A 13,606-nucleotide genomic window follows, 5' to 3' on the forward strand; every position below is an offset into this window, starting at 1 on the left:
GAGTCATTAAAAATAGCCTAAGAATCTGTTTTTCTATTCAACTGTAAAATTATTCAAGTAAAAATGCACTATTATAGAATAAAGTAAAAAAACATTAAGTAAATACAGAAACTTACTGTATTTACTTAATGTTTTATCTATTCTAAAACTTTTAATAAAATATCTAAACTTTTAGCTAATTCTTCTATTTGTTCTTTAGTCATATTAAGATTACAAATTAACTTACTTGGTACTTCTACTATCTCTTCTTTTAACTTTAATCCTTTTTCTGTTAATTCAGCTATAACTACTCTATCATCATTTTTATCTCTATATCTTATTATTAACTCCATACTTTCTAACTTTTTAAGCAATGGTGTTAATGTTCCTGAATCTAAATGCAGCCTATTTCCAATCTCCTTAACAGTTGCTTTTTCTTCTTCCCACAATACAAGCATTGTTATATATTGTGTATAAGTTAAGTTATACTTATCAAGAAGAGGTTTGTATCCCTTTATTACTTCTCTTGATGCTGCATATAATCTAAAACATAATTGATTATCCAATTTTAACAAATCATATTGATCCATAATTTTTACCTACATTCTATAAGATTTTATATCTATTATATTAATTAAAAATAAATTTGATATAATTTAATTAAACAAAATTATATTACATGTTAAAGTTTTATATGTCAACATCAATTTCTATATTGCTAGAATCTTCTAATTAAATAACAGCTGCATTTCTACTTTTTTAATAATTTTTCTATATCTTCTTTCATGCTAATTGGTGATGTTGTTGGAGCATATCTTTTAAATACATTTCCTTCTGAATCAACTAAAAACTTTGTAAAATTCCACTTTATCTTATCACTAAGTAGGCCTTTTTCTTGGCTTCTTAAAAATTTATATATTGGATGAGCATCCTTTCCATTTACATCAATTTTCTCAAACATAGTAAATGTTACTCCATAATTTAATTGACAAAATGAATTAATTTCAGTATTATCTGCTGGATCTTGATTCATAAATTGATTACATGGAAATCCTAAAATTTCAAACCCTTGATTTTTATATTCTTCATATAAATCCTCTAATTCCTTAAATTGAGGTGTAAAACCACACTTACTAGCAGTATTAACTATTAGTAAAACCTTTCCTTTATATTCATTCATACTAATTTCTTGTCCATTTATTTTTTTTGCTGAAAAATCATAAAAACTCATATCAATAACTCTCCTTATTATATATTTATCAAAATTTAATTTCACTCAATCATTTTAATATTATAAATATTTATTTACTAAATCAGTAATTGTAACTTTTGTGTTAAATCCATGTATTTCATCTACTAATTCACTATTCTTAAATATTAATACTGTTGGTATATTTGTTATTTTATATTCACTTGTTATATTCGCGTTTTCATCTACATTCACCTTAGCAAACTTAACTTTTCCTTCTAACTCAGATGCAACTTCTTCAAGCACTGTTCCTAGCATCTTACATGGTGCACACCAAGTTGCCCAAAAATCAACTGCTACTATTCCTTCTTTTATTTCTTCATTAAAATTTTCTTGTGATATAGCTTTAATCATAATGCCTCATCTCCTAAACATATATATTATTTAATAGAATCTAAATAAGATACTGCTGATAATGCTGCAACTTGTCCTTCTCCTGCAGCTTTAAGATATTGATATGGCTTCCCAACACAATCCCCTGCAGCAAAACATCCTGCTAAATTGGTTTGCATTAGCCTATCAGTTTTTATATGGTTATTTTCTACTAATAGTCCAGGTACTAATTGATCTGGTGGAATACTATCCTTCATCACAAATATTCCATCGCTTTCTATTTCGAAATTTTTCAATTTAATTCCATTTGCTTTTGTACCATCACCTAATATTTCTAACGGTATATCTCTTATTATTTCTATGCTTGAATTAATCTTTGGCTCCTCTTTATACATAGGTATATAATATACTTTTGAAGCTAATTCACTAACAAAATTTGCATCCTCTTCTGCTTCTTTGTTATATCCAATAATTGTTACAACCTTTCCTTTATATAAAGGAGCATCACAAGTAGCACAATATCCAACACCCTTTCCAAGGTAGTTCATTTCTCCCCTTATCGCTCTTCCATATTGAACTCCAGTTGCTATAATGACACTTTTAGCGTTGTAAGATTTTGCATCTGATATTAAGACAAAATGACTCCCCATGGCATAGACATTATTTATTCTTTCTTTTGTTAATTCTACTCCCATTTGCTCACTATGCTCTCTAAATCTGTTTCCTAATTCTTTCCCTGTTATATCAGGCAAACCTAGATAGTTTTGTATCTTAGGTGCTACTGATAGTTTTTCACTAAATCCCTCTTGTCCAAATAAAATAAATTTTTTATTTCTTATTTTAGCATTTATTGCTGCTGAAATAGCAGCTGGTCCTGAACCTATTATTGCTATATCATATAAATCTTTCATCTTATCCTCCATATACCAATTATGCTTTTCAAAAATTCATAATAAAACTAAAATGTGTTTATATATTTGTTTAATATCTGAATTTTTGAAAAAGCATTAACTACTTATTCTAATTATAATAATTCTTCAATTTTTGATTTCATATCTTGTGGTTCTGTTGTAGGCTCAAATCTACTAACTACATTTCCTTCTCTATCAATTAAAAATTTTGTAAAGTTCCACTTAATAGAATTTCCTATTAAATATTCTGGAAATTTTTCTTGCAGTACACCATTTAATAAATTTCCACTTGGATGATTTAAATCAAATCCCTTGAAAGGAACTTCTTCACTCAAGAATTTAAATAATGGATGTGCTGAAGCACCTCTTACATCTGTTTTTTCAAATAATTGAAATGTAACTCCATAGTTTAACTTACAAAAGTTTTGTACATCTTGATTGCTTCCTGGTTCTTGTTCTGCAAATTGATTACAAGGAAATCCTAATATTTCAAGACCTCTATTATTGTATTTCTTATATAATTTCTCTAAATCTTCATATTGTCCTGTAAATCCACACTTACTAGCAGTATTAACTACTATTACTGCTTTTCCTTTGTATTCCTCCATGCTAATCTCTTGCCCGTCTATCTTCTTTGCTGAAAAATCATAAAAACTCATTGTTATTCCTCCTAAATTTAATTTCTTTAAATTCAATTTATTTAAATTTAATTGCGTACAATTTATATTATGTGTATATATTATCTTTTATTATTATTATTGTCAACATCTTTAATAAAAAAAACACATTATTTTTTTCTAAAATAAAAAACATGGAATTTTGCACAAACAAATTGCATTACCTCCATGTTTTATATATAATATATTAACTTATTGCTTTTTCAAAACTTTGAATTAAATCCTCAATATCTTCAAGTCCTGCTGAAACTCTTATTAAAGTATCTGTTACACCAAGTTTTTCTCTCTCTTCCCTTGGAATCGCAGCATGGCTCATTTTAACTGGATATGATACTATAGTTTCAACTCCACCAAGACTCACTGCAACTCCAACATTCTCTACATTATTTAGGAAATCTTTTGTTTTTTCTAAACTTTTAAATTTAAATGATAATACTGCTCCTCCACCATAAGATTGAGATAAATGAAGTTCTCTTCCAGGATGTCCTTCAAGCCCAGGATAATACACAATTTCAATTTCAGTCCTATTCTTTAGCCAATCAACCAATATTTCTGCATTTCTTTGACATTCTAATACTCTAACTTTTAATGTCTTTATCCCTCTAATAAGTAACCAACAATCCTGTGGCCCTAAAACTGCTCCAAATGTATTTTGAATTTGCTTGACTTCTTTGCTTAATTCTTTATTCTTTGTAACAACTAATCCAGCTATAACATCACTATGCCCTCCAAGGAACTTAGTAGCACTATGAACTACAATATCTACTCCAAGCTCTATAGGTCTTTGTAATAATGGAGACATAAAGGTATTGTCAACAACTACTATAATATCTTTTTCTTTAGCTATTTTAACTGCTCCTTTAATATCTGTTATCTTTAACAACGGATTAGATGGTGTCTCTAAATATAAGCACTTAGTATTTTCTTTTATAGCAGATTTTATTTCATTAAGATCACTTGCATCAACAAATGTATGCTCTATATTAAATCTTGAAAATAGCTTTGTTACAGCCCTATAAGTTCCTCCATAAACATCACCACATATAACAATATGATCTCCAGCAGAAAATATACTTAATACTGAACAAATAGCTGCCATTCCAGAAGAAAATGCAAACCCCTTATCTCCTCCCTCAAGTTCTGCTATCAGATTTTCTAAAACATCTCTAGTTGGATTTCCTGATCTAGCATAATCATATTTTCCAAAGTTATCTATATCAAACTGATGAAAAGTTGATGTCTGATATACTGGTGTGCTTAATGCCCCTGTATTTGTATCTATACTACCTTCTGAATGTATTAACTTTGTTCCTATTCTCATATTTATTCCCCCTTAATTGCTTTCTTTAAATCATTTAATATATCTTCAACATTTTCTATTCCAACTGATAATCTTAATAAACATTCATCTACCCCAATCCTTTTTCTAAGATCAGTTGGTATTTCACTATGAGTTTGTGTAAATGGATAAGTTATTAACGTATCTACTCCTCCTAAACTTTCTGCAAAAGAAACAACTTCTACTCCTCCTAATATCTTCTCTACTAGTTCCTTATCTTTAACCCTAAAAGATAAAGTTGTACCAAATCCTGTACTTTGTGATTTATTTATTTCATATCCTTCATGTTCTTTTAATCCAACATAATATACATCTGAAATTTCTTCTTGATTCTTTAACCACTTTGCAATCGTTATAGCATTTTCTTGAGCTCTATCTAATCGTATATGTAAGGTTTTTATACCTCTTAAAATTAACCATGCTTCAAAAGCTCCTAAAGTTGCTCCTGTAGACATATTAATATATCTTAATCTTTCAATAAATCTATCATTTTTTGCTACTATTAAGCCAGCTAATACATCATTGTGTCCACCTAAATATTTTGTTCCACTGTGTATTATTAAATCTGCCCCAAGATCTAGTGGTTTTTGGTAATATGGAGTTAAAAAAGTATTATCTACAATAAAAATCAAATCATTTTCTTTAGCTATTTCACTAATACCTCTTATGTCTGTAACTCTTAATGACGGATTAGATGGAGTTTCTATTAATATACCTTTAGTGTTTTCTTTAACTGCATCTTTTACAGCTACAAGATTTCTAGTGTCTACAAATGTTGATTCTATCCCAAGCTCCCTATATATATTATTAAACAGTCTAAATGTCCCTCCATATAGATCTTCTGAAATAACTACATGATCACCAGCTTTAAAAAGATGCACGATACAGTTTATAGCTGCTAATCCTGTTGAAAATGCTAATCCATGTTTTCCATTTTCTAATAAAGCTACAGTCTTTTCTAATTCTTCTACTGTTGGATTTTGAAGTCTAGAGTAATCATATCCAGTACTTTCGTTTAGTCCAGGATGTTTAAATGTTGCACTTTGATAAATTGGAAAACTTATTGCCCCAGTATGTTTATCTCCACCTGATGCGCCTCTTACTGCTGTTGTTTGAAATTTTAAAGTCATAATTAGCCCCTCTTTCTTAATAAAATAAAAAAAGTCACTTCTTTATATAAGAAGCGACTGAAATTAGTCAATATACATAGTCATAATGAGACTATCGATTCCTCTTATCTGCCAGGATAAACCTGCAGGATTTAGCACCACGTAATAAAATTACAGGTTGCTGGGCTTCAAAGGGCCAGTCCCTCCACCACTCTTAATAAGATAAACTTATTTATTAAATTAATATAATTATACACCTTGCTTAATCAATGTCAACATGTTATTTGAATTTTTTTATTAAATTATCTTTTTCTTCTCTTTTAAGCTTCTTAATAGCATACTCTCGCTTCATTGCATCTACTTTATTTTCAAAAACTTCAAAATAGACAATCTTTAGGGGGCCTCTGCCTCTAGTATACTTGGCCCCCTTACCATTGTAATGATCTTTAAATCTTTTCTCTAAATTATTTGTCCATCCAGTATATAAAGATCCATCTCCACATAGTAAGATGTAAACATAATTCATATTAAGCTATTTCTGTTTTCTCAAATTGAGAATTATATAGATCACAATAGAATCCTCCAGCAGCTAATAACTCCTGATGATTTCCCTGCTCTATTATATCTCCATCTTTCATAACTAGAATTAAATCAGCATCACGAATAGTTGATAATCTATGGGCTATTACAAAACTTGTTCTTCCTGCCATTAGATTATCCATAGCCTTTTGTATCAATACTTCTGTTCTTGTATCTACTGAACTTGTTGCTTCATCTAGTATTAGTATCTTAGGATCTGCAAGTATTGCACGAGCTATAGTTAACAATTGTTTTTGTCCCTGAGATACATTACTAGCTTCTTCATTTAATTCCATATCATATCCATCAGGTAATGTTTTTACAAAATGATGAACATGGGCCGCCTTAGCTGCTTCTATAACTTCTTCATCTGTTGAATTTAATTTACCATATCTTATATTTTCTCTAATACTTCCATTAAATAACCAAGTATCCTGAAGCACCATTCCAAATAGTTCTCTTAATTCTCCACGGTTAAAATCTCTTATACTGTGTCCATCTATTAATATATCCCCACTGTTTATATCATAGAATCTCATTAAAAGCTTAACTATTGTAGTTTTTCCTGCACCTGTAGGCCCAACTATTGCAACTTTTTGCCCTGGTTTAATATTAGCTGTAAAATCATTTATTATTGTCTTTTCTGGATTGTATCCAAAGTGAACATCTTTAAAATCAACTCTACCTTCTAGTCCATTTGGTGAAACTGGATTTGGAACAGTTTGTTCTTCTTCATCTTCAGCTATAAATTCAAAAACTCTTTCAGCAGCAGCTGCTGTTGATTGCATTAAGTTAGCAATTTGAGCTACTTGGGCTATAGGTTGAGTAAAACTTCTTACATATTGAACAAATGATAATATATCGCCAACTTCAATAGCCTTTTTAACTGCAAGCCATCCACCAAGTATTGATATCATAACATACCCAATATTACCTACAAATGTCATAATAGGCATCATCATTCCTGATAAGAATTGTGACTTCCAAGCTGAATCATACAATGTATTATTGTATTTATCAAATTCCTTTACTGCTTCTTCTTCACCATTAAAAGCTTTAACTATATTATGTCCACCATATACTTCTTCAACTTGACCATTTACATGTCCTAAATATTCTTGTTGAGACTTAAAGTATTTTTGAGACTTTTTAACAACGGCACCTATTAACCCCATTGAAATAGGTAATATCAACAATGCAGCAATAGTCATAGGTATACTTATTGATAGCATCATTCCTAATACACCAATAATCATAGCAACTGATGTAATCATTTGAGTCATACTTTGATTTAAATTTTGACTCACTGTATCTATATCATTTGTAACTCTTGATAAAACTTCACCATGAGTTCTTGTATCAAAATACTTAAGTGGCATTCTATTTATCTTTTCTGCAAGTTCTTTTCTTAGATTAAATGAAACCTTTTGTGTAACTCCACTCATTATAAATCCTTGTATAAAAGATAATAATGCACTAACTAAGTATAAACCTAATAAGTTTAGCAGTATTTTTCCTATTTTATCAAAATCAATACCAGCACCTTCAGCTCCAGTTGTTTTTGATACTAGTCCATTGAATATTTCTGTTGTTGCATTTCCTAATATCTTTGGTCCAACTATAGTAAATATTGTACTACCTACTGCAAATATAACAACTATTATTATTGACAATGTATATGGCTTAAGGTAAGTCATAAGATTTTTCATAGTTTCTTTAAAGTTCTTTGCTTTTTCTACATTTCCTCCCATTGGGCCTCTACCCATACCCATAGGACCTTTTCTTCTATTATTTTTTTCACTATTACTCATTTTCTAGCTCCTCCTTTGAAAGCTGTGATAAAGCTATTTGCTTATATACTTCACAATTATTTAGAAGCTCTTTATGATTTCCTATTCCTACTACCTTACCTTCATCTAAAACTATAATTTGCTCTGCATTTAAAATTGTACTTATTCTCTGTGCTACTATAAATACTGTGCTATTTGAAGTTTCATTTTTTAATGCTTTTCTTAATGTTGCATCAGTTTTAAAATCAAGTGCTGAGAAACTATCATCAAATATATATATTTCTGGATCTTTTGCTATGGCTCTTGCTATAGATAGTCTTTGCTTTTGTCCTCCAGATACATTTGTTCCCCCTTGTGAAATTTCTGTTTCAAATGCTTCTGGTTTTGATGTAATAAATTCAGTTGCTTGAGCTATTGCAGCTGCCTTTTCAATTTCACTTGCAGTTGCATCTTTCTTACCATATTTTAAGTTAGACTCTATTGTTCCTGAAAACAATACTCCCTTTTGTGGAACATATCCAATTTTTTCTCTTAATTCTTTTTGAGGTACATCTTTAATATTAATTCCCTCTATTAATATCTCACCATTAGTTACATCATAAAATCTAGGTATCAAATTTATTAAAGTTGATTTACCACTACCAGTACTACCTATAAAAGCAGTAGTTTGCCCTGGTTTCGCTGTAAATGATATATTTTCTATTACATCCTCATCTGCATTTGGATATCTAAAACTAACATTTTTAAATTCAACTATACCTTTTTTAGTTAAATCAAATGCCTTCTTTTCTTTAGGATCTTTTATAATGAAGTCAGTTTGCAATACTTCTTCTATACGCCCAGCTGATACAGAAGCTCTAGGAAGCATTATAGACACCATAGATATCATTAAGAATGACATTATGATTTGCATAGTATAAGTTATAAATGCCATCATATCCCCAACCTGCATAGTTCCATCATTAACACTATGTGATCCATTCCATACTATAAGTACTGTGATAGCATTCATTATAAGCATCATAACTGGCATCATAAGTGACATTGTTCTTGTTACAAATAAATTTGTTTTAGTTAAATTTTTATTAGCTTCATCAAATCTTTCTTCTTCATGTTTCTCTGTATTGAAAGCACGAATTACTAATATACCTGTTAAAATTTCACGAGTAACTAAGTTTAATTTATCCACAAGTTTTTGTACTGCTTTAAACTTAGGCATTACAATTGCAAATAACAATAATATTACTGCTAAAAGAACTAATACCGCCACTCCTATAATCCATGCCATTGATGTATTTGTATTTAATACTTTTATCACTCCACCAAGTCCAAGTATTGGTGCATAAAAGACTATTCTAAGAATCATTACCATCAATAATTGAATTTGCTGAATATCATTAGTACTACGTGTAATTAATGATGCTGTTGAGAACTTATCCAGTTCTGTATTTGAAAAATTAACAACTTTTCTAAATACCTTACTTCTAAGATCTCTTCCAAGTTTAGCTGCTACTCTAGCTCCTAAGAAACCAACTGCAACTGTTGCAATCATACTTATAAGTGCTATTCCAAGCATTTGAGCACCTGCAATAATAATATATTTCTTTTGAATACCATCTGTATCTATTCCTAAATCATCATAAATGTCTTTTACATAAGACACTGCACCTTGACTTATTATTGTATCTGGCATATCCTGAAACTTATTATTAATTTCATCTCTAACTTTTCCCATCTGATCTTTTGGTAGCATTGAAAAAATCTTTAAAACATCTCCATTTGCTGCTGCTACCATCTGTGGTGGAAAATTAGCTATCATTTGTTCTTTCATTGAAGCTGTCTCTTCACTATCTTTAGTTAAAACAGAAACAACTAACATTGGTTTACTAAATATATTATTTAGTTTATTTATAGTATCCTCATTTTGAGTCTTTAACTCATATGCAGGTTCATCTCCTGAAACATCTTTCTTTGTAGCTTGTGAAGCTTTATCTAAGTAATTATAATTGTCTAAAACCTCATCTTTATCTTCATCATTCATGAATGTAAGTAGATTATCTAAATCGCTTTTAGATATTACTTCTGGTACAGAATTTTCAATTCCATGTTGTTGTATACCTACATTAACTATGTTTGATGTATAATCTGGTAATGCAAGATCACATACGGCTTGTAATACCAATAATGCTATTATTGCTATAACTGATAATGCTGACTTTTTCATATACTTTATCATTTTCAACATATATTTTTACATCCCCCATCTTTTACTCACACTTAATATTAGGGCAATCCTTAGTTAGATTGTCTCTTATTTGTATTAGCAATCTTCTAAATACTACTTTTTCTTCAATAGTAAAATTTTCAAAACATTCTTCCTCAACTTGTTTAGCAATCTTTTTTGCTTCTTTACATACCTCTTGACCTTTTTCCGTTATGAAAATTCTAGTAACTCTCTGGTCATTTTCATCTTTTTTTCTCTCTATAAGCCCACTCTTCTCCATTCTAGTAAGCATAACAGTTATTGTTGCTGGTTTTACACTCATGTTTTTAGCAAGATCTTTCTGACTTTGCCCATTTTTCTTAAACAATCTAATTAATAGATGTTGTTGACCTGGATGAATACCTTTCTCCCCTAGTAAAACATGACTTCTAGCAAAAGCTAATCTCACTGCTTTAAAGAAAACATCTTGTACTGATTCTTCAGTAGTCAAAATCATCTTCACCTCCAAATTTATTTAGCTAACTAACTAATATAATAATCATTCCTATATAAATTTGCAACTTTTTTATTAAAAACTTCACTTTTTCTTCACATTCCATTCTTCAGTAAACGATTTTAGTTAGTTAAGCTAAACAATTCACCTCATAAAAAAAAGTCCTGCAAATTGCAGGACTTTTATATTAGTCTAACTTTTTATCTATCCAACTCATCATGCCTCTTAATTCAGCACCAACTTTTTCTATTGGATGTTCTGCTTCCATTCTTCTCTTTGCAAGGAAGTTTGGTCTACCAACCTTATTCTCCATTAGCCAGTTTCTAGCAAATGTACCATCTTGAATTTCAGTAAGAACTTTTTTCATTTCCTTCTTAGTTTCTTCAGTAATTATTCTATCACCTATCATATAATCACCATACTCTGCTGTATCAGAAATTGAATATCTCATTGTAGCCATTCCTCCTTGATACATTAAGTCTACAATTAACTTCATTTCATGCATACATTCAAAATAAGCATTTTCTGGAGCATACCCAGCTTCAACTAGAGTTTCAAAACCAGCCTTTATTAATGCTGTAACACCTCCACAAAGAACTGCTTGTTCTCCAAATAAATCAGTTTCTGTTTCATCCTTGAAAGTAGTTTCAAGTACTCCTGATCTAGCACCTCCAACTCCATTAGCATAAGCTAAAGCTAAATCTTTAGCATTTCCTGTTGCATCTTGATGAACGGCTATTAAACATGGAACTCCTGATCCTTCTGTATATGTTCTTCTAACCATATGTCCTGGTCCCTTTGGTGCAACCATAAATACATCTACATCTGCAGGCGGAACTATTTGACAAAAATTAATATTAAATCCATGTGCAAATACTAATGCATTTCCTGCTTCTAAATATGGTGCTATTTGTTCCTTATATATTGCTGCTTGCTTTTCATCTGGTACAAGAAGCATTGTAATATCCGCTTCCTTAACTGCATCTGGAACTGTTGCAACTTTTAATCCATCATTCTCAGCAACTTCCCAAGACTTACTTCCATTGTATAGACCAACAACAACATCTATTCCACTATCATGTAAATTTAATGCATGTGCATGCCCTTGACTACCATAACCAATTATAGCAACCTTCTTTCCTTTTAAATAATCCAAATTTGTGTCCTTTTCATAATACATTTTTACCATTTTCTTTTCCTCCTAAAATTTAAATATCTTCTTCACATATTATTTGATGAATTGGTGCACCTGGTGCAACCATTGGAAATACTTTTTTATCATAATCAATTCTATAATCTATAAGAACTGGATTTGTGCTATCTAAAGATTTTTTCAATATCTCTTCTAGTTGATTTCTTTCTTCAACCCTATATCCAGTTGCTCCAAAAGCTTCTGCAAGTTTTACTAAATCTGTTTGCCTATCTAAAGTTGTATTTGAATATCTGCCATCAAAAAATAATGTTTGCCATTGTCTAACCATACCTAAAACATTATTATTCATAACGACAACAACTATAGGTAAATTATTTTTAACAGCTGTAGCTAACTCCTGGCAATTCATCATGAAACTTCCATCCCCAGCTATATTGATAACTTTATTTCTAGGCCTTCCAAATTGAGCTCCAATTGAAGCTCCAAGTCCAAAGCCCATAGTTCCAAGTCCTCCTGAGGATATAAATGTTCTAGGCTTTGAAAAATTAAAATATTGTGCTGTCCACATTTGATGTTGCCCAACTTCTGTTGAAATTATTAAATTACCATCATCTAAAGAATTTAATACCTCAAAGAAATATTCTGGAGTCAACTCTTGCCTTTCATCCTTCTTATATGCATTCAAACTTTTCAAGTGTTCCACACTATTTAACCATTCCTCATTTTTGCTCTCATTAATTTTAGGAACTATTCTATCTAAAACACTTTTCAAATCCCCAATAACAGATAAATCAACTTTAACATTTTTATTAATTTCTGCTGGATCCACATCAATATGAAGTATTTTTGCATTACTTAAGTTATCTCCATTGGCCACTACTCTATCTGAAAACCTAGCTCCTAAAGCTATAAACAAATCACTTTTTGTTGCACTTATATTAGATGCTTTAGTTCCATGCATACCAATCATCCCTGTATATAATGGATGATTTTTAGGAACCACTCCTATCCCCATTAAAGAAGTGCAAATAGGTGCATTTATCTTTTCTGCTAAAGCTAAAACTTCACTACAACAATCTGCTGACACAGCTCCTCCACCAACATATATAAATGGTTTCTTTGCTTTATTTATTAAATCTATTGCCTGTTCAATCTTCTCTTCTTTAATAGTGAATTCTTTTCTTTCAATATTCCATAACTTTTTGTTTTTATATTCAGTTTTTTCAATCTGAATATTTTTAGGAATATCAATTAAAACTGGCCCTGGTCTACCTTCTTTAGCAATATAAAAAGCTTCACTAATTACATCTTGAAGTTTATTTATATCTTTTACAATATAATTATGCTTAGTTATTGGCATAGTAATTCCTGTTATATCAACTTCTTGAAAACTATCTTTTCCTAATAAATGCATAGGAACATTCCCTGTAATTGCAACAAGTGGAATAGAATCCATATACGCTGTTGCAATTCCAGTTACTAAGTTTGTAGCACCTGGCCCTGATGTAGCAATACATACACCAACCTTTCCAGTTGCTCTTGCATACCCATCTGCTGCATGAGCTGCTCCTTGTTCATGACATGTTAAAACATGTTTTATCTCATCTTGATATTTGTATAATGAATCATAAAGGTTAATTACTTGACCACCTGGATATCCAAAGACTAGATCCACTCCCTCATCTATAATAGATTTAATTACTATATCAGATCCCGTTAATATCATCTAGCCCCCTCCTTTTTTCATAAAAAATGACTTATATATTAAGT

General features: G+C 30.4%; 13 protein-coding genes and 1 riboswitch. All 13 genes read right to left on the minus strand.

What is annotated here, in order from left to right:
• Positions 1 to 137: 137 nt before the first annotated feature.
• Complete coding sequence (locus NNC19_RS15950; protein ID WP_310939665.1) at positions 138 to 569, minus strand: MarR family transcriptional regulator; 432 nt, start codon at positions 567 to 569, stop codon at positions 138 to 140.
• A 161-nt stretch (positions 570 to 730) separates the two neighbouring features.
• The gene (locus tag NNC19_RS15955; protein ID WP_310939666.1) at positions 731 to 1,210 is read right to left on the minus strand and encodes a glutathione peroxidase; all 480 of its coding nucleotides are present in this window, start codon (positions 1,208 to 1,210) and stop codon (positions 731 to 733) included.
• A gap of 60 nt (positions 1,211 to 1,270) precedes the next feature.
• A complete protein-coding gene (gene trxA / locus NNC19_RS15960; RefSeq protein WP_310939667.1) occupies positions 1,271 to 1,582 on the minus strand; it encodes a thioredoxin in 312 nt (103 codons plus the stop codon).
• Between the two features lie 26 nt (positions 1,583 to 1,608).
• Positions 1,609 to 2,472, minus strand: a complete 864-nt coding sequence (locus NNC19_RS15965; protein ID WP_310939668.1) for an NAD(P)/FAD-dependent oxidoreductase — start codon at positions 2,470 to 2,472, stop codon at positions 1,609 to 1,611.
• Between the two features lie 113 nt (positions 2,473 to 2,585).
• The gene (locus tag NNC19_RS15970) at positions 2,586 to 3,131 is read right to left on the minus strand and encodes a glutathione peroxidase (protein ID WP_310939669.1); all 546 of its coding nucleotides are present in this window, start codon (positions 3,129 to 3,131) and stop codon (positions 2,586 to 2,588) included.
• A gap of 205 nt (positions 3,132 to 3,336) precedes the next feature.
• Positions 3,337 to 4,470, minus strand: coding sequence for an aminotransferase class V-fold PLP-dependent enzyme (locus NNC19_RS15975; protein WP_310939670.1), 1,134 nt, complete (start codon positions 4,468 to 4,470; stop codon positions 3,337 to 3,339).
• A gap of 2 nt (positions 4,471 to 4,472) precedes the next feature.
• Complete coding sequence (locus NNC19_RS15980; RefSeq protein WP_310939671.1) at positions 4,473 to 5,618, minus strand: PLP-dependent aspartate aminotransferase family protein; 1,146 nt, start codon at positions 5,616 to 5,618, stop codon at positions 4,473 to 4,475.
• 101 nt (positions 5,619 to 5,719) lie between these two features.
• Positions 5,720 to 5,821: riboswitch (SAM riboswitch) on the minus strand.
• 56 nt (positions 5,822 to 5,877) lie between these two features.
• Positions 5,878 to 6,123 carry a GIY-YIG nuclease family protein gene (locus NNC19_RS15985; RefSeq protein ID WP_310939672.1) on the minus strand — a complete coding sequence of 82 codons (246 nt, stop codon included), beginning with the start codon at positions 6,121 to 6,123 and terminating at the stop codon, positions 5,878 to 5,880.
• A 1-nt stretch (position 6,124) separates the two neighbouring features.
• On the minus strand, positions 6,125 to 7,987 hold the full coding sequence (locus tag NNC19_RS15990) for an ABC transporter ATP-binding protein (RefSeq protein WP_396136446.1): 1,863 nt from the start codon (positions 7,985 to 7,987) through the stop codon (positions 6,125 to 6,127).
• Positions 7,980 to 10,211, minus strand: coding sequence for an ABC transporter ATP-binding protein (locus tag NNC19_RS15995; RefSeq protein ID WP_310939673.1), 2,232 nt, complete (start codon positions 10,209 to 10,211; stop codon positions 7,980 to 7,982). Before NNC19_RS15995 ends, NNC19_RS15990 begins: the two co-directional genes overlap by 8 nt.
• A 22-nt stretch (positions 10,212 to 10,233) precedes the next feature.
• A complete protein-coding gene (locus tag NNC19_RS16000; RefSeq protein ID WP_310939674.1) occupies positions 10,234 to 10,686 on the minus strand; it encodes a MarR family transcriptional regulator in 453 nt (150 codons plus the stop codon).
• A gap of 184 nt (positions 10,687 to 10,870) precedes the next feature.
• The gene (gene ilvC, locus NNC19_RS16005; RefSeq protein WP_310939675.1) at positions 10,871 to 11,872 is read right to left on the minus strand and encodes a ketol-acid reductoisomerase; all 1,002 of its coding nucleotides are present in this window, start codon (positions 11,870 to 11,872) and stop codon (positions 10,871 to 10,873) included.
• A 19-nt stretch (positions 11,873 to 11,891) separates the two neighbouring features.
• On the minus strand, positions 11,892 to 13,562 hold the full coding sequence (gene ilvB / locus NNC19_RS16010) for a biosynthetic-type acetolactate synthase large subunit (RefSeq protein WP_310939676.1): 1,671 nt from the start codon (positions 13,560 to 13,562) through the stop codon (positions 11,892 to 11,894).
• Positions 13,563 to 13,606: the final 44 nt, after the last annotated feature.

This window comes from Clostridium sp. SHJSY1, assembly GCF_031626875.1.
Lineage (GTDB): Bacteria > Bacillota > Clostridia > Clostridiales > Clostridiaceae > Clostridium.